This is a genomic window from Sorangium sp. So ce726 (assembly GCF_051521405.1).
In the GTDB taxonomy this organism is placed as follows: Bacteria; Myxococcota_A; Polyangia; order Polyangiales; family Polyangiaceae; genus Sorangium.
The window spans coordinates 1,500,703-1,522,192 of the sequence record NZ_CP150349.1; the positions used below are offsets into that span (position 1 = coordinate 1,500,703).

Sequence of the window (21,490 nt, forward strand, 5' to 3'; positions counted from 1 at the left end):
TCTTCGAATGCTCCTCAGGATGATCGGTGCGCTCGTCGATTACAGCGGGCGCCGTCCCTGGCTCGTCATCGCGCTCGCCCTCCTCTCCATGGCAGGGCTATGGGGGTACGCGTCGCGGCTCGAGCTGCGCACGGAGCTCCGGGAGCTCTTGCCGCGCGACAGCCCGGCGTTCCAGGCCTACGAGCGTCAGGCCCAGCGCGTGGACGGCGGAGCGCAGCTCATCGTCATCGCCGAGTCGCCGGACCGCGGCGCGAACGAGCGGTTCATCGACGCGCTCGCGGAGCATCTGAACGAGCCGCTCCGGAAGCGCGCGGCCTGCGCCGCCGCGTGCGCTGACGACGCCTGCCGGGCGGCGTGCGGGCCGCCGGCGCTCATCCGCTACGTGGAGTCCGGCACGAAGGAGGTCCGCAGCTTCTTCGACGCGAACAAGTGGCTCTACGCGAGCGTCCGCGAGCTCGAGGCGGCGGACGAGGCGATCGAGCTGGAGCTCGCGCTGCGGAGCGGCCTTATCGACGATCTGGAGGCTTCCGGGGGTGACGCGGGCGCGGCGGGCGCGGCGGCGGCGCCGGCGCCGGCCAAAAAGGGGCTGTCGCTCGACGAGACCTGGCAGGAGCTCCAGCGGCGCCTGAAGAAGATCGACGAGTTCCCGAGCGGCTACTTCGCCACGTCCGACGGGCGCATGGTCGCGCTCCGCATCGTCTCGCGCAGCGCCGGGATGGGCGATCGCCGCGCGGCGGAGCTCCTCGACCAGGTGACCGCGCTCGTCTCGCGCCTCGATCCTGCGGGCTTCCACCCGGCCATGCAGGTCGGGTACGCGGGCGACATCCCGAACGCCATCGCCGAGCAGAAGTCGCTCGTCAGCGAGGCGGTGTGGGCCACCGTCATCGCGCTCGTGCTGATCGTCGGCGGCGTGATGATCTACTACCGCTCGCCCTGGTCGCTCGTGGTGATCCTGTTCCCCACGGCCCTCGGCGCCAGCGCGGGGTACGCGTTCGCGACCCTGACCTACGGCTACGTCAACACGGTCGGCGCCTTCCTCGGGGCGATCATCGTCGGCAACGGGGTCAACTACCCCATCGTGCTCCTGTCGAGGTACCGCGACTTCCGCGCGCGCGGCATGCCCGCGGACGAGGCGCGGCGCGAGGCGGTCATCAACGCGTTCCGCGCCGAGCTCGTCGGGGCGAGCGTGGCGGCGATCGCCTACGGATCGCTCACGATCACGCACTTCCGCGGGTTCAGCCAGTTCGGCACGATCGGCTTCGTCGGGATGTTCATGGTGTGGGCGTCCATCGTGCCGCTCGTGCCCGCGACGCTCGTCGCGATCGAGCGCATCCAGGAGAGGCTCCCGCGCTGGATGCGCGATCCGGCGCCGCGCGTCTCGGACGAGGGCACCGCGGGGCCCGGCGCGCGGGCGCTCGCGCGCGTGACGTCGCGGTGGCCGCTCGCGTTCCTCGCGGTCGCGCCGGTCATCGTCGCGCTCGCGGCGTGGAAGCTCCCCGCGTACATCCGGGACCCCTGGGAGTACAACTTCGCGCGCCTCGGCTCGAAGAGCTCGCGGGAGAAGGGCGCGGGGAGCTGGTCGCTCAAGGCGTCCGAGGTCTTCGGCGGGAAGATGAACGTCGCCGGCGCGATGATGCTCGCCGACACCCCCGAGCAGGTGCCGGCCATCAAGGCGCAGATCCTCGCGAACGACGCGAAGGATCCGCAGGGCCAGCTCGTGGCCGACGTCGCGACGATCGCCGACGCCCTCCCCGGCACGGCCGAGGAGCAGCAGCGGAAGATCGAGGTCCTGGAGCGCATCCGGGACCGGCTGACCCCGCGGGTGCTGAAGGCCCTGGGCCCCGAGGAGCGGGAGCGCGTCCTCGCCATGAAGCCGCCGGAGACGCTGCGCGTCATCGGCCCCAAGGACCTGCCTGACCTCATCCGCCGCAGGTTCGAGGAGAACAACGGCGTCGTGGGGACGGTGTTCTACGTGAAGTACAAGAACAACGTCTCGTTCTCGAACGGCAGGAACCTCCTGCGGATGGCCGACACGACAGGCAACGTGGTCCTCCCTGACGGGACCCACGTCGTCACGGCGAGCAGGCCGACGGTCTTCGCCGAGATGATCCGGTCGATGGAGCGCGACGGACCGCTGGCGACGGCGGCCTCGCTCCTCGCGGTCACGGCCGTCGTGGTGCTCGCGACGGGCAGCATCGCGGGCGCGCTCGCGGTCCTCCTGTCCCTCGTGCTCGGCGTGCTCGCGACGGCCACTGCCATGGCGGCGCTCGACGTCAAGATCAACTTCCTGAACTTCATCGCGCTCCCGATCACCTTCGGCATCGGCTGCGAGTACCCCTTCAACGTCTTCGATCGCGCGCGGCTGCTCGGCGGCGACGTGTCGCTCGCGCTCAAGCGCTCGGCCGGCCCCGTGGCCCTCTGCAGCTACACGACCGTGCTGGGCTACGGGTCGCTCATCTTCGCCGACAACCAGGCGCTGAACTCGTTCGGCTGGGTCGCGGTCAGCGGTGAGGTGGCGTGCGTCGCGTGCGCGCTCCTGTTCCTCCCGGCGCTGCTCCACGTCATGAACCGCTCGGCGCGGATGCGGCGCTCGTGGAAGGGCGGCCTCCTCCTGCGCGGGAGCAACCACTCGTGAAGATCCTCGACGTCGCGGAGTTCTTTTCGTCCCGCGGGGGCGGCGTGCGGTCGTACCTGGAGGAGCTCGTGCGCCAGGGGAGCCGGCGCGGCCACGAGATCGTCGTCGTGGCGCCCGGGCCGCGCGACGAGGTCGTGCCGCTCGAGCGGGGCCGCATCGTGCGGGTGGCCGGCCCGCCGATGCCGTACGACCCGACCTACCACGCGCTCCTCCGGCTCGGCGCGGCGCGGGCGATCATCCGCCGCGAGGCGCCGGACGTGGTCCAGGCGAGCGCGCCGTACACGGCCGCGCTCGTCGCGGCGAGCGCCCGCGAGGTCCCGCTCCGCACGTTCGTGTACCACTCGGATCAGATCAGCACCTACGCGGCGCCGCTGCTCGACCGGGTGCGCCCGCGCGCGGTCGCCCGGGCGCTCGAGGGCGCGCTGTTCGCCTGGCCGCGCGCGCTGTCGCGGCGGTTCGACGCGACGATCGCCCCCGGGACGTTCATCGCGGAGCAGCTCCGCAGCCACGGCTGCGAGCGCGTCCACCGCGTCACCTTCGGCGTGAAGCGCGGCGACTTCGGCCCCTCCCGCGCGGACGCGGCGCTGCGCCGCAGCCTGCTCGGCCGGTTCGCGGACGAGCCGTCGGCCGCGCTGCTCCTCGTCGCGTGCCGGCTCGCCGTCGAGAAGCGGGTCGCGCTCGTGATCGACGCGGTGCGGGAGCTCGCCGCGCGGCGTCCGGTCGCGCTCGCTGTGCTGGGTGACGGGCCCGAGCGGGCGCGGCTCGAGCGCCGCGCGGCCGCCCTGCCGCAGGTGACCTTCCTCGGCTTCGCCAAGGACCGCGCCACCTACGCCGCGCTGCACGCCAGCGCCGACGTCTTCGTCCACGGGGGCGCCGCCGAGACGTTCGGCTTCGTGCTGGGCGAGGCGCTGTGCTCGGGCCTGCCGCTCGTCGTCCCGGCCGCCGGCGCCGCGCTGGATTTCGTGCAGCCCGGCGCCGCCGAGGTGTACGCGCCGCGCGCCTCGCCCGGCGAGGTGGCCGCCGCCATCGAGCGGGTGCTCGCGCGCCCGCGGGAGGAGCGCGTCGCGGCGGCGCGGGCCGCGGGGGAGCGGCTGCCCACGAGCGACGAGCACTTCGACGCGCTGTTCGCGCTCTACGCGGACCTGCTCGAGCGCGGGGTGCGCAGCGAGGGCTGACGTCGTGGACGCCAGCTTGCCCGCGAGAGGACGCGAGAAGACGCGAGAGGATCGATCGTGCGCCCCTTCCTGCTGATCTCCCCAGCCTTCGCGCCCCAGACGAGCGTCGGCGCCTTCCGCTGGGTGAAGCTCGCGCGGCACCTGCCGCGCCATGGCTTTCGCCTCGCCGTCCTGTCGGGGACCTTCCCCGAGGATCCGCGCGACGACGGGCTGCTCGCCGCGCTGCCGCCCGAGGTCGAGGTCTTCGACGAGTACCTCGATCCGGCCGTCCTCGCCGCGGGCGCCGCGCTGCGCGCCCTCCGCGCGCGGGCGCCGCTCCCCGCGGGGCGCGCGGGGCCGCTCGTCGGGCTCCGCCCGTTCCAGGCGATCACCGACCGCTGGATCGCGCACGCGCCGCACGGGGCGCGCGCGGCGGTGGCCCTGGCCCGCCGCACCGGCGCGCGGGCCGTCGTGGTGAGCGCCGGCCCGTACTCGGCCTGCCCGGTCGGCCTCCACGTGAAGCGGGCGCTCGGCGTGCCGCTCGTCCTCGACATGCGCGACCCGTACTCGCTGCACGAGACGGGGAACGGGCCGCCGTCCGGCCTGGCCGAGCGGGTCCGGCGCGCCATCGTGCCGCGCCTGGAGCGCCGCTGGCTCGAGGGTGCCGACCACGTGATCTTCAACACGCGGGCCGCGCTGGAGGCCTACCGCGCGCGCTTCCCCGAGCTCTCGTCGAAGTCCTCGTTCGTGCGCAACCACTTCGATCTCGCGCTGTACGCGCCGCCGCCTGTGCCGGAGCCGCCCCGCCGCTTCGTCGTGCTCCACCTCGGCACGATCCGCGAGGAGGCCTCCGCCGACCAGATAGGCGCCGCGCTGCGGCGGTTCATCGACCGGGAGCGGCTCACGCCGAGCGACGTCGTCCTCCGGCAGATCGGCCGGATGTCCGATCACGATCGCGCCTCCTTCGAGCGCATGGGGCTCACGCCGTACATCGAGGCGCTCCCCCCGGTCCCGCAGCGCGACGTGCTCGGCGAGCTCCGGCGGGCGCACGTGCTGCTCGCGATGCTCAGCCCCCACGTCGTGCTGCGCGTCTCGGCCAAGACCTACGACTACGCCGCGTCGGGCATGCCCGTCGTCAGCGTGACCGCGAACCGGGAGGTCGAAGAGCTCCTCTCGTACCGGAGCGACAACGCGCGCGTCGCGCCGGACGACGCCGACGGCATCGCCGACGCGCTCGCGCGCCACCTCGCGCGCTTCCGTCAGACGGGCGCGCTGCCGGTCCCGGCGACTCCGCCCGCGGAGCTGTCGTCCGAGGCGGCCGCGGCCAGCATCGCCGCGATCCTGGACCGCGTCATCGCCGACTCGACCGCCGCCCGTAGCGCCCGCCAGCCTCCTTGAACACGGCAGGCGGGCGGGGAGGGGGCTCGTCGCGCAACCAGCGCCGACCCCGCCTACCCGTCAGGCACTAGACTGGCGCGCGCCGCGCCGCCTTCGCGGCGCCATCCCCCTTCCTCGGAGCTGTGCATGCGCTTTCTCCACCCCGAGCATGACGAGAGCCTGGAACTCGCCCTCGAAGACGTGTTCCTGACCCCCGGCTACTTCGCCGGCGGCTCCCGCCTCGAGACCGACCTGCGCCCGGCGGACTTCCCTGGCGGCTCGCACCCGATCGTCTCGGCGAACATGAACGCGGTCACCGGCAAGCGGATGGCGGAGACGATGGCCCGCTTCGGCGGCCTCGGCGTGCTCCCGCAGGACATGGATCTCGACACGGTCGAGCGCATCGTCCGCCACATCAAGCGCGCCGACCCGCGTTACGACACGCCCCTCTCGGTCTCCCCGCGGGCGACGCTCCGCGACGTGCACGGCATCATCCGCAAGCGATCGCACGACATGGTGGTCGTGGTCGACGACGAGCGGCGGCCCATCGGCATCGTCACCCACGCCGACCTGCGCGACCGGGACCAGTACACGCCCGCGTCCGCGCTCATGTCGTCGCGCCTCATCACCATCCCGGTCGGCACGCCGAACCGGACGGCCTTCCTGCTGATGGAGGACGCCCGCGTGAAGGCGGTCCCCGTGCTCGACGAGGACGGGCGGCTCCACGGCGTGCTGACGCGCGACGACGCCGTGCGCCTCGAGCTGCTCAAGCCGACGCTCGACGGCGGCGGCGAGCTCATGGTCGCGGCGGCGATCGGGATCTCCGCGCAGGCGGCCCAGAGCGCCGCGCGCCTGCTCGAGATCGGCGTGTCCGCGATCGTGCTCGACACCGCGCACGGCCACCAGCGCCGGATGATCGAGGCGATCCGCGCCGTGCGGGGCGCCGTGGGCGACGCCGTCCCGCTCGTGGCCGGCAACGTCTGCACGGCGGAGGGCACGCGGGATCTCATCGAGGCGGGCGCCGGCATCGTGAAGGTGAACGTCGGCCCCGGCGCGATGTGCACGACGCGCATGCAGACCGGCGCCGGCCGGCCGACGTTCTCCTCGGTGCTCGCGTGCGCCCGCGAGGCGCACCGCCACGGCAAGCGCGTCTGGGCCGACGGCGGCGTCCGTCACCCGCGCGACGTGGCGCTCTACCTCGCCGCCGGCGCCTCGCGCGTCATGGTCGGGACGACGCTCGCCGGCACGTACGAGAGCCCGGGCGACGTCATGGAGGACCGCGACGGGCTGCTCTACAAGGAGAACTACGGCATGGCGAGCGCGCGCGCGGTCAGCGAGCGCACCGCGGACCTCGACGCGTTCGAGCGCGCCAAGAAGGCCTTCTTCCGCGAGGGCATCTCGACGTCGCGCATCTACATCCACGAGGGGCGCGAGAGCGTCGGCGCCATCCTGATCGAGATGATCACGGGCGTGCAGTCGGCGTGCACCTACGCCGGCGCGGCGAACCTCGACGAGCTCCACGACAAGGCCGTCATCGGGGTGCAGACGCTGGCGGGCTACGGCGAGGGCAAGCCGCACGGAATCGAACGGCGCTGATCATGCGCGCGAGCGCGCGGCGCGGGATGACGGAAAGGTGACGTGACTTCCACCCGGGCAGCGACGAACCTCCGGCTGCTTACCGTCGAGGTCCTCCATGCCGAACGCACCCGCTCCACGTTTTTCCGCCGCGCGCCGCGCCATTCGCCGGTTCGTCGGCCACACCTGGTTGTCCGTGTTCGGCTGGCGCGTGGACGGCATGACGGAGCTCCCGTCGAAGGCGGTGATCATCGCGGCGCCCCACACCTCGAACTGGGACTTCCCGTTCACGCTCGCGGTCAGCTACGTGCTCGACCTCGAGTTCTCCTGGCTCGGCAAGCACACCCTCTTCGAGCCGCCGTTCGGCTTCTTCTTCAAGTGGCTCGGCGGCGTCCCCGTCGACCGACGCGACCGGAACAACCTCGTCTCGGCCGTGGTCGACGTGCTGAAGGAGCGCGACGAGCTCATTCTGATCATCGCGCCCGAGGGCACGCGCTCGCGCACGAAGCGCTGGAAGACGGGCTTCTACTATGTCGCGCTCGGCGCCGGCGTCCCGATCCTCCTCGGATACCTCGACTTCCCCCGGAAACGCGGCGGGATCCTCCACGTGTTCCACCCGACGGGCGACATCGAGGCCGACATGGCGGCGATCCGCCATCACTACGATGGCATCGAAGGCAAGCACCCGGAGCGGATGAGCGAGATCACGCTCGGCACCCGGGGTGCTCCGGCGAACGGGGCCGTGCAGCACCCCTGAGCTCGGATCGAGGGCGCGCGGTCTGCCTACCCGCGCGGCCGGAGGGCGCTCGTCAGCGCAGGGACGGCGCGCGAACCGACGAGACGGGCCCCGCCGTGAGCCTCGTCGTCAGCACGCCCGCGAGCGCCCATTCGAACGCGGAGCGGTCGGTGTACACGTTGAAGCGGCCGCCCGTGGCGAGGTTGGCGACCGTGACGCCCATGGCGACGAGCCCGGGCCGCACGAGGATATGGACCTCCTTCAGCTTGCCGGGGTTCCGCAGGTGCCACGCCGTGAGCCTGGCGCGGACGTCGCTGTCATAGCCGGTGCCGAGCTCGAAATCGTCGAACACGATCGGGTGCACGGCCGCCTCCATGAGGGTCTCCAGGTGCCTGATCGCCGGCTCGATGAGATCGAGCGACGCGTACCCCTCGAGGCGCCTCGTCACGACGTCGGACGCGGGCGTTCGAACATCGAGGACTCCCCGCCCGGTCGACCAGCGGTCGCCCCGTGCTCCGAGCCGTGTGTGTGCCAAATCCATCTCGATTTCGAGACTTTAGTCTATGGGCGGCGCTCCGCCATGCGATCCGTCCAAACCGCGCCGTTCTCCGACGCTGGGGGCCTGTGCTGCGCTCGCGCACGGCGCCTCGCCGGCCGGGCGCGCGAGGCGGCGGGGCTTCCGGCGCGTCGAGCACGTCCGGCGGGCCTGGCCGCCTCCGGCAGCGTCAAGCGCCGTCGGCGCGGCCGAAAGCGGCTATGATGCCGCGGCTGTTTCGGCCGCCGGCCGGTGCTGGCGGCTCGCGAGGCGTCTTCGCCCGCAGCAGAGGGACGAAGGAGGAGCTACCGAGATGAGAGGACATGTTTCCAGGGTGCTGCGGCTCGCTGTCGTGGCGTTTGCGTGCGCGCTGATGGCGGGCTGCGGCGGCCCGCTGCGCTACACGCCGCAGGGCATGGGGAAGGCGCCGGGCGCGGACGCCGTGATCATCGCCGACGTCAACTTCGACGCGGCCATGACCCGCCTCGACATCAACGCGAAGGACCTCCCGCCGCCCGATCGCCTCGAGTCGAGCAGCACCGCCTACGTCGTCTGGGCGCGCCCGGACAGCGACTCGCCCTGGCAGCGGATCGGCGCGCTCAACTTCGACCCCGATGCCCGCACCGGCAAGCTCAAGGACGTGAGCGTGCCGCTCACCCGGTTCGAGCTCGTCATCAGCCTCGAGAAGACCGCCAATCCCGAGTCGCCGTCCTCGGAGCTCATCTTCAAGCAGGACGTCGAGTACTGACGAGACGGCGTCTCCTCGGCCTTCGTCGGGTCTGGTCTGTGCGACAGCTCACGTTGTCCTGAAAAATCAAGCACTCTTCGCAGGATACACCTCCGCGGACCACAACGCGTTGTGGTCGCGGGCGAGCGCGCTCGCGATGGACCAGGTCGCATTGTGGTCGCGGGCGAGCGCGCTCGCGATGGCACCAGGTCGCGTCGTGGTCGCGTGCGAACGCGCTCGCGATGAAGGCGCAGTGATGTCCGAGGTCGGACTGCGCAGGTTGAGGCTCGCCCGAAGTCGACAGGTCGTCCCACCCGCTGCATCCGCTGTGAGCGAGCTGGAGGCGCATCGCGCTCGGCGTCAGCTGGTAGCTCGATGCGGCGGAACCTTGCTCGACGAGCGCCCGCCTTCGATGGGCTCGCCGAATCCCCTCCGGACCTACGCGTTCCTCACCTTGGGGATCGTCAAGTAAACCGGGTCGACGTCTTCCTCGAACTCGTCGTATTCGCGTGGATCGCTCTTGTGTTGGAGCTGCATGTGCACCGCGCGCGCCACCTCTTGCGCGCGCGCGGGCGGCGCCTCGGCGCCGTCCCACGCCTCGCAGAGCGCGTGCAAGGTCTCGAGACGTTGGATCAGCGTGGCAAAATAGGCGCGTCCTTCGGCGTTCTTGCTACGCGCGGTCCGGAACAAAGCCAGCATGTTGTCGAGGTGACTCAGCGCGGGGAACCGGAGATCCGCGGGCGGGATCTTCGCGACCATCCTGGGTGACCCGAGATACTGGCACCACCCGATGGCCACGCCGAAGCTAAACGGGTGCGGTCGCGCCGCCAGCTCCGCCTCGGTCGGGGGCGGGCGGGAGTCCGGGGCCTCAGGCTCGGGCGGCACCTCCGGCGGCGCTTCCAGCTCGTCCCAGCCCTCGGGCGGCTCGGGGAAGCCGAACGCGGCGAGCAGGCTCCGCGCGGCTTGCTGGATCGCGGCCGGGACCTCGGGCGACGGCGTCCACGTCTCGCACAGGGCGCGGAGCGTTCGCGCTTGTGCGGTGACCTCATGGATCGGCCTCCCGTCCCCGATCGTCACCCGCGATTCCTCACCGTTCAGCGCGATGAACCGATCGAGGAGCCCGAGAAGCTCCTCCCGGCTCGGCGCGGCACCAAGGCTTTGCGCTGCCCGCGGCGCGGCGAGCGCGCCTGCGTAGTTCACCATCTGCACCATGCACTGAGCCCATTTTTGGGACTGCGCCTGTGCTTCGGTCGACTCATCCATGGCCAGATCCTCCACCTCCCTAGTTCGCTCTGCAGAGCTTGACCCATGGGACGATTTGGCTGCCGATCCTGGGTCGAAACGTGATCGCCGCGCCGACGATATCGCCGTCGTTCCCCAGGTAACAGGTGTACGTGCACCATCCGCTGGTGATGAGGTTCCCGAGGCCCCATGTGTCAGGGCATGGCTTGCACTTGCCGTCTCCGCAGTTGTCGAGGATGCAGACTTTTGCGAAGTCGCATGCGACGTTGGAGTTGCACAAGAACGGCGGGTCCATGCATGCGACGTTGACCGGGTACCCGTACGAGAGCGTCGCCGGATCCAGCGAGGCGATCCATTGCTCCGCGAGGTCCCAGGCCAGCGGCGCGTTCTCCTCGATGAGGCGTAGCAGCGTTTCTTCGTCGATGGCTTCCGGGTCGACGATCTGGGATTCGGTCAATCCGCTGAGGGCGTACGCCGCATAGCCCGCTTTCGCCTGGGTGAGCGCGAGCTCTACCGGGTCGGCCCTGCGCGCCGCCTCGATCGCCTCTTGCACCTCGGGCGTGAATCCAGCGCTGCCCCCTGTACCGCCGCCCGCGGTCGTGGGCTGCGGGTCGTCGGGTGGGGGCTCGGTGTCCTCGGCTCCGCCCTCGCCTCCTTGTCTGAGGTGGATGGTGCAGGCCGGGACCATCAGCGCGCCGAAAGCGACGACGAGGAGCAACGCGCCTGCTTTCGCCAGGATGTTCTTCGACATGACGAACCCCTCCGGGCGCGTATTTCGGACCAGCGCGTACGGAGATACGGAGCCGGGAACCGGGCGTCAATCGTGAGGCTTATTGCGCTCGAGGACGACCGACCCCAGCGTCGTGGCGAACGTTGGAATCATCGCCAGGTTCAAGCCCCTCCAGAGGCGGCGCCCGGCAGGGCCTGAGCGCGCGCTTGCCCTTCCGTCCGACCGAAGGTGGCGGCCGTTCGGACGCGCCGCCGCGCGGTCGCAAGCAGGTGCGGATCGGCCATCCGCGCCGGGCGCGGGCTCGCGACGCCGTGGGGGGACGGCCAGCGGTCCAGGATCGTCGCGCCCCCGCGGTGCTGTCGAGGCGTGATGGCCGCCCGTCCCATCGAGGCGAGCGCCGCCCGTCGTACCTCGCCGCGAGGTTTCGGCGCCGCCCCCCGTGAATCCCATGAATGTCCGCGAGCGCCGGCGCATCGAAGCGCGGTGAGTGAAGATTCTCCTCCTGTCGCAGTGGTATCACCCCGAGCCGATCTCGCGCCCTCATCTGCTCGCAGAGGCGCTGGCCGCGCGCGGGCACCAGGTGACGGTGGTGACCGCGTTCCCGAACTACCCGCATGGCAGCACCTACCCGGGGTACCGACAGCGCCTCTGGGACGTGGAGCACGCGAGCGGCACCAGGGTGATACGCCTCCCGACCTACCCGGATCACAGCCGATCGCGTGTGCGGCGGACGCTCAACTACGCGAGCTTCGCCGCCTCGACAGCGCTGCTCGGGACCGCCCTCTCCGGGCCGGCGGACGTCGCCTGGGTCCACAATCCATCACCGAGCCACGCCATCGCCTCCTCCTGGCTCGCCGCGCTCCGCGGGATACCGTGGGTCTATGAGGTCCAGGATCTGTGGCCCGAGACCGCGGCGGCCTCAGGCATGCTCGACAACAGGCTCGTGTTCGCTGGCATCGATCGCGTGAACCGCACGCTCTTCCGGCGCGCCGCGGCGATCACCGTCATCAGCCCGGGGCTCGAGCGCGAGCTCTCCCGCAAAGGCGTCTCGACAGACAAGGTGCACCTGATCCCGAACTGGGCCGACGATCGGATCTACAGGCCGGTGGAGCCCGACCCGCAGCTCGCAGCGGAGCACGGGTTGTCAGGGCGGTTCGTCGTCCTCTTCGCCGGCAACATGGGCCCTGCCCAGGCCCTCTCCAGCGTGCTCGACGCGGCCGATCGGCTGCGCGACCTCACCGACGTGCGGTTCGTGATGGTCGGGGACGGGAACGACGCGCTCAGGCTCCGGCGCGAGGCTGCGGCGCGGGCTCTCTCGAACGTCGTCTTCATCGGCCAGCAACCCCATGAGCGCATGCCGCATTTCTTCGCGCTGGCCGATGTGGTGCTCTCGCACCTCCGGCGCGATCCGCGCTTCGAGATCACGATCCCCTCGAAGATCCCGGCCTACATGGCCGCGGCCAGGCCGGTGCTCGTCGCGGCGGGCGGGGATCCGGCGGATCTGGTGCGCAACAGCGGCGCGGGGCTCGCCTGCGAGCCCGAGAACCCGGCGGCGCTCGCGGACGCGGTGCGGCGGTTGCACGGCATGACGCCGGAGGCGCGGCGCGCGATGGGGGAAGCCGGCCGGCTCTATTTCCTTCGCTGGTTCACGCGCGAGCCGCTCGTGCGTCGTTATGAGGAGATCTTCGCGCGCGCAGCGGGGTGAAGCATCGTCGTGAAGACGCCGGCGCCCTCGGGCACCGGCGCGGAGCTGAGGGGTACTGAGGGACGCAATGCACCGGCGCATTGCGATGAGCATCGTTCCATGGGCGAGACGACAGGAACAGCGGTGGGCACCATGCAAGGTTACAAAGACCAGCGGATCATCGTGACCGGGGGTGCGGGCGCGATCGGCGGCTCGCTCACGGCGGCCCTGGCCGACGCGGGCGCGGAGGTGATCGTGGTGGACGACCTCTCCTCCTCCTCCCGCTGGGGCGTCCCGGCGCGGCGCAACGTGCGCTTCGTGGAGGGGAGCGTCGTTGATGACGGCTTGCTCGCGGAGGTGTTCCGGGAGCAGCCATCGCATGTCTTCCACCTCGCCGCGCTGTTCGCGAACCAGAACTCGGTGGACAACCCGGAGCGCGATCTCGAGGTCAACGGCCTCGGCACCTTGCGGGTGTTGCAGCACGCGCAGCGCAGCGGGGCGCAGCGCGTCGTCTTCGCCTCGTCCGGGTGCGCGCCCTACGGCAGCGACCCGCCGCGGCCTGTCCACGAGGAGCACCTCGCGCTCGATGTCCACACGCCTTACCAGGCCACCAAGCTGCTCGGTGAGCTCTATTGCAATTATTTTTGCGGTCATTCGGCCGGCCATGAGGGGCTGAGCACCGTGCGGGTCCGCCCCTTCAACTCGTATGGTCCGGGCGAGGTCCCTGGCCGATACCGCAATGTGATCCCCAACTTCGTCTACTGGGCCCTGCGCGGCGAGCCGCTGCCGATCACCGGGACGGGAGAGGAGACCCGCTCGTTCACCTACGTGGGCGATATCGTCGATGGCTTTCTCCGGGCGGGCACCGCGGCGGCAGCCTCGGGCGAGGCGTTCAACCTGGCGTCGGGCGAGGAGATAGCCATCCTCGACGTCGCGAGAGCCATCAACGAAATGACGGGCAACCGCGCCGGCGTCCGGTTCGTCGAGCGCCGGGCGTGGGATACGCAGCGCCGTCGGGTCGCGTCCACCGACAAGGCCCGTCGCGTCCTCGGCTTCGAGGCGCATACGGGCCTGCGCGACGGGCTCGCGCGCACCGTGGCGTGGTTCCGCGAGCGCTGGGCCCAGATCGAGGCCGAGGCGCGCTTCTAGGGACATGCGCGTCGCGCTCTGGGGCCCCCTCCCGCCGCCCACCGGCGGAATCACGCGGTGGATGCGGAATTACCTCGACGCGGCGGCCGCGGCGGGCATCGAGGCGGACGTCATCGACACGTCGCCCCGAGGCGCCTCGATCGACCCGACGAGCAGGCTTCGCCCCGCGCGCGTGGTCCGCGCGGGCGAAGCGCTGGCCGCGCTTCACCGGCTGCTCGCGCGACGCCGGCCGGATGTCGTTCATCTGTGCACCACCCTGTTCTGGGCGACCGCGCGCGACGCCCTCGCGGTGGAGCTGTGCCGTCGCGCGGGGGTGCCGGCCGTGCTCCACCTGCGCTTGTCGCCGCAGATCATCGCCTGGCATCGGGCCCTGCCGTGGCCGGCTCGGCAGGCCGTGCGCGCCGTGCTGGGCCGCGCTGCAGCCGTCATCACGCTCTCGGAGGAGCTGCGGTGTTACGTGCAGGCCCTGGTTCCAGGGGGCCGCGTCCTCCGGATCGCCAACCCGGTCGACACCGACGGCTTCCACCCCGCCGCCGCGCCGCGCTCGCCCGGCCAGCCGCTGCGGGTGCTCTTCGCGGGGCTCGTCACGCCGCAGAAGGGGGTCCTGGAGCTCGCGCGGGCCGTGCTGGCGGTCGAGGGCCTGACCCTCGCGCTGGTGGGGCCTCGCGACGCAGGCGGCGCTGCCGGCCCGTCCCGCCGCCTCGACGAGGCGCTCGCGGAGCTCGAGCGGCAGGGCCGCCTGAGCCGGCTCGGCGAGGTGTCTGAAGACGCGATGCCCGCGGTCTACCGCGACGCGGACGTCTTCTGTCTACCGAGCCATGGCGAGGGGCTGCCCAACGCGTTGCTGGAGGCGATGGCCAGCGGCCTGCCCTGCGTCGCCACGCCGGTCGGCGCGGTGCCGGAGGTGATCCAGGGCGAGGGCGGTCGGGTGGCCCTCCTGGTGGCGCCGAAGGACGAGGAGGCGCTGCGGGGCGCGCTCCGCTCCCTGCGCGACGACCCCTCCCTGCGGGCGCACCTCGGCGAGGCTGCGCGCCGGCGCGCCGTGCGCCGCTATGCGAGCAGGACGATCATGGCGGAGTACGCCGCGCTGTATGCGCAGCTCGCGGCGGCCAACGCCTCGCGTCCCGCGCCCCGGGACGAACATCACGGCTGCGCGGGGCCGTAGACCGCGCGCCGAACGGCGTCGGGAAACTCGCCCACCATTCCGGCAAAGGCGGTATCGGTCAGGACGACGACCGTGAGCTTCGCGCTCGGATCGACCCAGAAGTGACTGCCGTAGGCGCCCATCCACTGCCAGGTGCCCGCGGCGGAGGGCATCGTGCTCGGGTCCGGCGCCGTGAGGACCGCGGCGCCAAACCCGAATCCCCATGTCCCGCCGGCCTGCTGCACCTTCAGCTGGCCAGTCTGGTTGGACGTCATGGCGGCGGCCGTCTCGGGTCGCAAGATCTTCCCGCCGCCGGTGCGCAGCACCTCGAGGAACCGGACGTAGTCGCCGGCGGTGCCGACCATGCCGGCGCCGCCCGACGGATAGGAGCGCGGATCGAGCGCGCGGGACGGCGAGAACGTGACCGTGGCCGGCCCGAGCGAGACGGGCTGCGGATCGGCCATGCGCGCCGGGCGCGGGCTCGCGTCGCCGTAGGGGACGGCCAGCCGGTCCGGATCGCCGACCGTGAACGAGGCGTCGAGCCCGAGCGGCCCGGTCACGAGCCGGCGGACCACGTCCGGCAGCGGCGCGCCGCCCGCCTTGGCCACGACGCCCCCGAGCACGTCGGTCGCCAGCGAGTAGCTCCACGCCGTGCCAGGCTCGAAGAGCAGCGGCGCCTGGGCGATCCGCGCGAGGTTCTCGTCGAGGGAGAGGCCGGGCTGATCGAGGCCGTCCGACACGCGCGCGCGGTGGTAAGGCCCGTCCGGGGGCTCCGCGAAGGTGTAGCCGAGCCCCGCGGTGTGGGTGAGCAGCTGCCGCACCGTGATCGTCGCGGCCCGGCCGTCCGCGAGCCGCGGCGCGAACGCGGGGAGCCACTTCGTCACCGGATCGTCGAGCCCCAGCGTGCCCGCGTCCAGGAGCGCGAGCGCGGCCGCGGACACGATCGGCTTGGTCAACGACGCGAGACGAAACACCGTATCTTCGCGCATCGGGCGCCCTGCCTCGCGGTCGGCGAAGCCGGCGGCGCGCCGGTAGACGACCTCGCCGTCGCGCGCGATGACGACGACAGTGCCGACGACCCGCTCCTTTGCGATGGCCGCCTCGATGACCGCATCGAGCCGGCGGCGGAGCGGCTCGTCACCGTGGTCACCGCGAGCCGCGGCGGACACGGCAGGAGGAGCCGGCGCCGCGGCGGGCGCGGGGGATCCGCACCCTCCCAGGGCGACCGGCAGCGCGGAGAGAAGCAGACCCGAAGCGGCCGCAGAGACCGAAGCGCGGAGCATTTTCATCGTGATCGTGTGCATGGTTGTTAACCCCGACCGGCTCGCCCATCAAGGGAGTACGTGGCCTCCGGATCACCTAGTTTGCAGCCGCTGGCTGTTCGGCTGGAGAGTAGCGGATCACCATCACGGTGACGTCGTCACGGAGCTGCTGCCCTGCCATGGGGCCCACGAGGCCCTTCACGATGGTGCTCGGCGACATCCCTTGCGCCGCGAGCGCGTGGAATCGCTCTGCCAGCCCCTGGGTCTCCAGCATTCCGCCTGCGGAGGTGACAGACTCCGTGAGTCCATCGGTGTACAGCAGCATCGTGTCCCCGGCGCCGATCTCTATCACATCGTCCCGGAGCAGCGCCGTGATGTCGTCTTCGATCCCGATCCACATCCCGCTGGTCTCGACGAGCTCCACCGTGTTGGAGAGCGCCCTGTGGATCAAGATGTCCAGGTGAAGGCCTGCGTAGCGGACCGTGCCGCGGCCGAGCTCCAGCGCGACGATCGTCATGTACTGATCGGGACTGACGCGGAGCAGGTTCTCCCGGACCGCGCGGTTCGCCCGGCTCAGCACGACTGCAGGGGTGAGAGGCTCGCCGTCGCGCGGCGACGTCGTAAGGATGGTCCGTATCGCGGTCTGAACCATCATCATCGTCAGCCCGGCGGTGACCCCATGGCCGGATACATCGCCGATGAGGACCCAGCTGCTCTCGCCCGTCTGGACCACGTCGTAGTAGTCGCCGCCGACGCTCTCGGCCGGTGTCATCAGGGCGGCCATGTCGTAGTCCTTCAGACGATTTTGCTGCGGCAGGAGCACCGTCTGTATCTTGCGCGCGAGATCCATCTCGCTCCACAGCTCCGCGACCAGGCGCCTGAGCTCGGCGGTGCGCTCGGCGACGAGCGCCTCGAGGTTCTCGTTCGCGCGCCGGAGCTCCTGCGATGCGGCCTCCAGCCGCCCGTAGAGCATCGCGTTCTCGAGGGATACGGCGGCTTGCGTCGCGAGAAATTGCAAGAGCCCGCACCGCGCAGGGCTGAACGCCTCCGCGGTGATGCTGTTCTCCAGGTACAGGACGCCGGTCACCTTGCCGCCCTGGAGCATCGGAGCGCACATCACCGACTTGGGCCGAGCCTGGATGAAGTAGCGGTCAGAGGCGAAGCGCATGTCACGGTGCGCGTCCGTGAGGACCGTCAGCTCGCCCGTGCGCGCCACGTAGCGCACGAGCGACTCCGGAACCTCCGAGTCGCCCTGCAGCGCGCGGGCGTCCAGCTTTATCGTATCGGGATCGATGGTCATGCTCGCCTCCAGGGTGAGCACCCCGGCGCGATCGAGGATCAAGCATCCCCGTTGAGCTCCCGCGTTCTCGAGCAGCGTCCGCATCAGCCGCTCGAGCAGCCGATCGATGACGAGCTCCGTGGAGATCGCCTCGGTCGCGCGGATGGCCGCCGTGAGGTCGAGGCTCTCGCCTGAGCGAAGCGTGCTGGAGGTCTGGCCGGTCGTCTGGCTGGCCGTCTGGCTGGCTGTCTGGCTGGTCGTCCTTGGCAGGCTCGATGCCGTCTCGTCTGCTGGACTGGGGGGAGAGGAGAGCGCTGCGTTGCTCCGGAGCACGTGAGCGTATCTCGACTTCAGCTCCTCGACCTTGCACGTCGCCCCCCAGCGCTGGTACGCGTAGATCGCCTCGGCCAGGTAGGCGCTCGCCACCCTGTTCCTGCGCTCGTCCAGGTGAAATCGGCCAGCCAGCTCGTTGCCGATGGCCTCGGCGTGCACGAAGCCGTGCTCCTGGGCGAGGGCTATCGCGCGATCGTAGAGATCCAGCGCGCCTTCCGTGCGCCGCTCGATCCGCGCGATCTCCGCCTGTGCCAGCGCAGCGCGGTGCGCGAAGTTGGCAGGCGAGGACAGGGCCCAGGCTTCGAGCGTGGCGGCGTCTTCACGCAGGCGCGCCAGGAGCCCGGCTCGCTCCTCTGGAGCGGCGGTGCGCGTCAGCTCAGCCAGGGTCAGCGCCCGATAGAGGACGTGCTCCGCGTGATAGAAGAAGCCAGGGACGAGCTTGCAGCCGTCGCTGGTGGCCAGGGCATCGCGGAAGTGGCCAGCGAAATACTCGGCAGTCGCCTGCACGACCCCGTACATCGCCAGCGTCGGCAGCGGCGCAGAGGCGATGAACTTGCTCTCCTCGAAATCAGCGCTCTCCAGGCTCGCGGGATGCCGAGTCCGGCCGGTCAGCGCACGGATGGCCTGCTGGGCGACGCTGCAGAAGCCCTGGTTCACGACGTCGCCCGTCCTGTCCGCGAGGTCGCGGGCGGCCTGGAGGCTGTTCTCCAGGTCCGGCAGGCTCTCGCCAGCGTACATGCGATAGTAGACCACGAACGCAGCGCAGTAAGACGCGTAGATCTGGTCTCCCATCTCGAGGCTGAGCCTCAGCCCAGACCGCAGCACCTCGAGGTTGTGCGAGATGTGCTGACGCCAGTGGGCGATGAAGCCCCCGAAGAGGAAATGAACCTGGCCTCTGCTGGCTGGGCTGCCGCCACGGGTAGCCAGCTCCAGGCCCAGCCGGCCGAAGCGAAACGCGTGCTCTCGGCTCCCCGTGATGACGAGGTGGACGATCGCGTACTGCGCATAGAAGAAGCCCGCGAGCGGCGCCGTGCCCCGACGGAGCAGCTGGACTCCCTTGAGCACGAGCAGGACGTGAAGCTCTGGAACGGCCTGGAACGCCGCCGGGATGCTGGTGGCCAGGGTGTCGAGCACCGCGAGCCCGTGGGCGTCGCTCATCCCCGACACCGTCGCCAGAGACTCGATCTCCGACCCCGCTATCGCAGATTGATACGCTCCGAACTCGGCGCCGATCGCGGCGCCGAGGGCCGCCTTGTCTGCCAGGGGAGGCAGCTCCACGTCCAGGAGGCGCAGCGCGTCGATGCCCTTCGCACACGCAGCATCGAGCCTGCCCGTGTTGGTGAGCAGGAGCACCTCGAGGTTGCGCCCCATGACACGATCCACCACCGACCGCGCGTTCCGCTCCACGGCCTGGAGCAGCCCGAACGCGGAATCCAGGTTCCCGGTGAGGTACTCGCACTCCGCCATGGTCAGGTGAGCGGCGCAGACGACCTCGTACTCTTCAATCCACCCCGTCTCCCCGAGCACGTCGAGCGCCGCCCGCAGGTAGTGCACCGCCGCGTCGGGCGCCGCTCGAGCGCGCGCCTTGCGACCAGCGTTCAAATTCAAGCGCGCGAGCCCGCGCCTCTCGGCCGGCTCGACGATCAGGCTCGCGCCACGGTTCAAGTGATCCACGATCGCGAACAGCTCACGATCGCCCGGATCTGCGCCGCCGCGCTCCCGCAGCAGCCGACCGATGCGCAGGTGGATGGCGTCCCGCTCCTCCGGGCCGAACAGCGAGTAGGCCGCCTGCTGGACGCGATCGTGAGAGAAGCGGAACGCGGCGTCGAGCGCGCCGTCGGCCATCCCGATCGCGTCGTGATGAGCGTCGGCCTTGTAGCGGTATCTGCCGTCCAGCGAGACGATGAACCCCTGGCGCAGCGCCTCCCAGAGGTGGTCCGCCACATCGCTGTGCGAGCGCTGAGACACGACGGCCAGCGTGGCCATGTCGAAGCTATGCCCCACACAGGCGGCGAAGCGCAGCACGTCCTGGCTCGACTGCGGCAATCGGCGCAGCTCGGACACCATGAAATCGATCACGTTGTCCGTCGCCAGCCGTTCCCACACCCGCGCCGTGTCCCACCTCCAGGCGAGGTCCCCGTGGTCGAAGCGCAGCAGGCCGTCTCGGTGCAGCGCGGTCAAGAACTGCGCGAGGAAGAAGGGGTTTCCGCGGGTCTTCTCGAACAAGGCAGCGCTGAGCCCGCCCACCGCCTCGGCGCCGCACCCGAGCGTGTCGCTGAGGAGGTGCGCGATGTGCGGCTGGCCGAGCGGGGCGAGCGTGATCTCGCGCCTCCGGACGCCGGCCTGGCGCAGCTCCTGGAGCATCAGAGACAGCGGGTGCGCGGCGTCGATCTCGAGCTCTCGGTAAGCTCCGATCACGAGCACGTGGCGCGCGCCGGCGGCCGTCAGCACGTGCTGCAAGAGCCGGGTCGAGCTGGCGTCCGCCCACTGCAGGTCATCCAGGAAGAGCACAAGCGGGTGCTCTTCAGCCGCCAGCGCACGGAGAAAACTCAAGAAGACATGTTCGAAGCGGCGCTGCGACTCGGTCGGACCCAGCGCTGGCGCCGGGGGGTGCTCGCCGACGACGTGCTTCAGCTCGGGGATCAGATCGGTGAGGAGACCCGCGTTCGGGCCGACCGCGTCGAGGATGTCACGTCGCCGCTGCTCGAGCACGCCTGGGGGCTCCGCGAGCACGGACCGGACGAGAGCACGGCAAGCGTGGGCGATCGGGCCGTAGGGGACGCTCCGCGCCAGGGAGTCGAACTTTCCTGCGCCGAAGTATGCCCGGCCGAGGATGTGCTGGTGCAGCTCCTCGACGAGCGCGGATTTCCCGACGCCCGCCTGTCCGGACAGGAGGACGAGCTCGCTCCTGCCCTGCTTGGCGCGGCCGAAGCTCTCCAGGAGCGCATCGAGGTCGCGCTCGCGGCCATAGAGCTTCTCGGGGATCGAGAGCTCATCGGATCTGTCGCGTTGGCCCAGACCGAAGACCTCTGCCGCGCCAGCCCGCTTGACCTGATCCAGAATTTGCTGCAGATCGTGCTGCAGCCCAGCTGCGGTCTGGTATCGCTGCTCCACGGTCTTGCTGAGCAGCTTGAGGATCACGTCCGACAGGACCGGAGGCAGGTCCGGCCTGGATGCCAGGGGCGCCCGCGGGCTGCGAGCGATGTGGCTATGCACAAGCTCCAGCGGATCGCTGCCATCGAAGGGCAGCGCGCCGGTGAAGAGCTCGTACAGGGTGACCCCGAGCGAATACAGGTCGGCTCGAAAATCCACGCTCCGGTTCATCCGCCCCGTCTGCTCGGGTGCGATGTAAGCCAGCGTGCCTTCCAGCTGCGTGACCCCCGAGAGCGCGTCGACTTTCTGGGAGAGGCGCGCCGCGATCCCGAAGTCGACGAGCACGAGCGAGCTCGGCCCGTCGGTGACGAAGAAGTGATGGGGTTTGATGTCCTTGTGAATGACGTGTCTGCGGTGGACCGCCGCGAGCGTTCGCGCCATGGCCAGCGCCAGCTCGAGCGAGCGCAGCAGATCCAGGCGACCCGATCGAATCAGCTTGTCGACGGACGCGTCTCCCGCGTCCTCCATGACCAGGGCGAGGCCGTGCCCGTGCCGCTCCAGCCCGATGGCCTTGACGACCTCGGGCATGTCGAGGCACGTCAACACTTCATATTCATGGCGGAGGCGCCCCACCTCGAGCGCGGTCGGGCGCTCGCTCCTGAGCAGCTTCACCAGCACCGATGCCCCGTCGATGACGCGATAGCCGCGGTACACCTCGGAGCTCTGGGTCTCGCGCACCTTCGCGTTCAGGGTGTATCGGTCGGACAAGGTGATCATGGTAGATTCGTGAGGATCGGTCTCGTTCCAAGATCTGGGCTGCGAACACGCCGATGGC

Annotated in this window: 14 protein-coding genes; 9 read left to right on the plus strand and 5 right to left on the minus strand. The window is 70.8% G+C overall.

Annotation, left to right across the window (positions count from 1 at the left end):
* Window positions 1–7: 7 nt before the first annotated feature.
* The 5 genes from WME79_RS05600 (at window position 8) to WME79_RS05620 (ending at window position 7,498) form a co-directional block, all read left to right on the plus strand.
* Window positions 8–2,635, plus strand: a complete 2,628-nt coding sequence (locus WME79_RS05600; protein ID WP_437532903.1) for an MMPL family transporter — start codon at window positions 8–10, stop codon at window positions 2,633–2,635.
* The gene (locus WME79_RS05605; protein WP_437532904.1) at window positions 2,632–3,810 is read left to right on the plus strand and encodes a glycosyltransferase family 4 protein; all 1,179 of its coding nucleotides are present in this window, start codon (window positions 2,632–2,634) and stop codon (window positions 3,808–3,810) included. The genes WME79_RS05600 and WME79_RS05605 overlap by 4 nt, the downstream gene beginning before the upstream one ends.
* A gap of 57 nt (window positions 3,811–3,867) precedes the next feature.
* A complete protein-coding gene (locus tag WME79_RS05610; RefSeq protein WP_437532907.1) occupies window positions 3,868–5,187 on the plus strand; it encodes a glycosyltransferase in 1,320 nt (439 codons plus the stop codon).
* A 126-nt stretch (window positions 5,188–5,313) separates the two neighbouring features.
* The gene (locus WME79_RS05615) at window positions 5,314–6,762 is read left to right on the plus strand and encodes a GuaB1 family IMP dehydrogenase-related protein (protein ID WP_437532910.1); all 1,449 of its coding nucleotides are present in this window, start codon (window positions 5,314–5,316) and stop codon (window positions 6,760–6,762) included.
* Between the two features lie 97 nt (window positions 6,763–6,859).
* The gene (locus WME79_RS05620) at window positions 6,860–7,498 is read left to right on the plus strand and encodes a lysophospholipid acyltransferase family protein (RefSeq protein WP_437532913.1); all 639 of its coding nucleotides are present in this window, start codon (window positions 6,860–6,862) and stop codon (window positions 7,496–7,498) included.
* A gap of 52 nt (window positions 7,499–7,550) precedes the next feature.
* Here the strand turns inward: WME79_RS05620 and WME79_RS05625 are convergent, their stop codons facing one another.
* Complete coding sequence (locus WME79_RS05625) at window positions 7,551–8,018, minus strand: hypothetical protein (RefSeq protein WP_437532916.1); 468 nt, start codon at window positions 8,016–8,018, stop codon at window positions 7,551–7,553.
* Window positions 8,019–8,325: 307 nt separating this feature from the next.
* Between WME79_RS05625 and WME79_RS05630 the strand changes: the two genes are divergently transcribed.
* Window positions 8,326–8,760, plus strand: a complete 435-nt coding sequence (locus tag WME79_RS05630; RefSeq protein ID WP_437532919.1) for a hypothetical protein — start codon at window positions 8,326–8,328, stop codon at window positions 8,758–8,760.
* A gap of 417 nt (window positions 8,761–9,177) precedes the next feature.
* Here the strand turns inward: WME79_RS05630 and WME79_RS05635 are convergent, their stop codons facing one another.
* Window positions 9,178–10,002: a hypothetical protein gene (locus tag WME79_RS05635; RefSeq protein WP_437532922.1), complete on the minus strand. Its 825-nt coding sequence runs from the start codon at window positions 10,000–10,002 to the stop codon at window positions 9,178–9,180.
* A gap of 19 nt (window positions 10,003–10,021) precedes the next feature.
* Complete coding sequence (locus WME79_RS05640) at window positions 10,022–10,732, minus strand: hypothetical protein (protein WP_437532925.1); 711 nt, start codon at window positions 10,730–10,732, stop codon at window positions 10,022–10,024.
* Between the two features lie 466 nt (window positions 10,733–11,198).
* On the opposite strand from WME79_RS05640, the gene WME79_RS05645 reads away from it, so the two are divergent.
* The 3 genes from WME79_RS05645 to WME79_RS05655 all read left to right on the plus strand — a co-directional run bounded on the left by WME79_RS05645 (window position 11,199) and on the right by WME79_RS05655 (window position 14,709).
* Window positions 11,199–12,416, plus strand: coding sequence for a glycosyltransferase family 4 protein (locus tag WME79_RS05645; RefSeq protein WP_437532928.1), 1,218 nt, complete (start codon window positions 11,199–11,201; stop codon window positions 12,414–12,416).
* 132 nt (window positions 12,417–12,548) lie between these two features.
* Complete coding sequence (locus tag WME79_RS05650) at window positions 12,549–13,544, plus strand: NAD-dependent epimerase/dehydratase family protein (RefSeq protein ID WP_437532931.1); 996 nt, start codon at window positions 12,549–12,551, stop codon at window positions 13,542–13,544.
* Window positions 13,545–13,548: 4 nt separating this feature from the next.
* A complete protein-coding gene (locus WME79_RS05655) occupies window positions 13,549–14,709 on the plus strand; it encodes a glycosyltransferase family 4 protein (protein WP_437532934.1) in 1,161 nt (386 codons plus the stop codon).
* On the opposite strand, the gene WME79_RS05660 is transcribed toward WME79_RS05655, so the two are convergent.
* Together WME79_RS05660 and WME79_RS05665 are read right to left on the minus strand one after the other, a co-directional pair.
* Complete coding sequence (locus WME79_RS05660) at window positions 14,688–15,971, minus strand: serine hydrolase domain-containing protein (protein ID WP_437539770.1); 1,284 nt, start codon at window positions 15,969–15,971, stop codon at window positions 14,688–14,690. The two genes, WME79_RS05655 and WME79_RS05660, sit on opposite strands and share 22 nt — an antisense overlap.
* 76 nt (window positions 15,972–16,047) lie before the next feature.
* Window positions 16,048–21,432 carry an AAA family ATPase gene (locus WME79_RS05665; protein WP_437532937.1) on the minus strand — a complete coding sequence of 1,795 codons (5,385 nt, stop codon included), beginning with the start codon at window positions 21,430–21,432 and terminating at the stop codon, window positions 16,048–16,050.
* Between the last annotated feature and the right edge of the window lie 58 nt (window positions 21,433–21,490).

Bases quoted from the DNA above. Each gene is read 5' to 3' on its own strand.
- WME79_RS05660 (WP_437539770.1), bottom strand. From the start codon at position 15,971: ATGCTCCGCGCTTCGGTCTCTGCGGCCGCTTCGGGTCTGCTTCTCTCC.
- WME79_RS05620 (WP_437532913.1), top strand. From the start codon at position 6,860: ATGCCGAACGCACCCGCTCCACGTTTTTCCGCCGCGCGCCGCGCCATT.
- WME79_RS05600 (WP_437532903.1), top strand. From the start codon at position 8: ATGCTCCTCAGGATGATCGGTGCGCTCGTCGATTACAGCGGGCGCCGT.
- WME79_RS05655 (WP_437532934.1), top strand. From the start codon at position 13,549: ATGCGCGTCGCGCTCTGGGGCCCCCTCCCGCCGCCCACCGGCGGAATC.
- WME79_RS05650 (WP_437532931.1), top strand. From the start codon at position 12,549: ATGCAAGGTTACAAAGACCAGCGGATCATCGTGACCGGGGGTGCGGGC.
- WME79_RS05640 (WP_437532925.1), bottom strand. From the start codon at position 10,732: ATGTCGAAGAACATCCTGGCGAAAGCAGGCGCGTTGCTCCTCGTCGTC.
- WME79_RS05630 (WP_437532919.1), top strand. From the start codon at position 8,326: ATGAGAGGACATGTTTCCAGGGTGCTGCGGCTCGCTGTCGTGGCGTTT.
- WME79_RS05635 (WP_437532922.1), bottom strand. From the start codon at position 10,002: ATGGATGAGTCGACCGAAGCACAGGCGCAGTCCCAAAAATGGGCTCAG.
- WME79_RS05615 (WP_437532910.1), top strand. From the start codon at position 5,314: ATGCGCTTTCTCCACCCCGAGCATGACGAGAGCCTGGAACTCGCCCTC.
- WME79_RS05625 (WP_437532916.1), bottom strand. From the start codon at position 8,018: ATGGATTTGGCACACACACGGCTCGGAGCACGGGGCGACCGCTGGTCG.
- WME79_RS05665 (WP_437532937.1), bottom strand. From the start codon at position 21,432: ATGATCACCTTGTCCGACCGATACACCCTGAACGCGAAGGTGCGCGAG.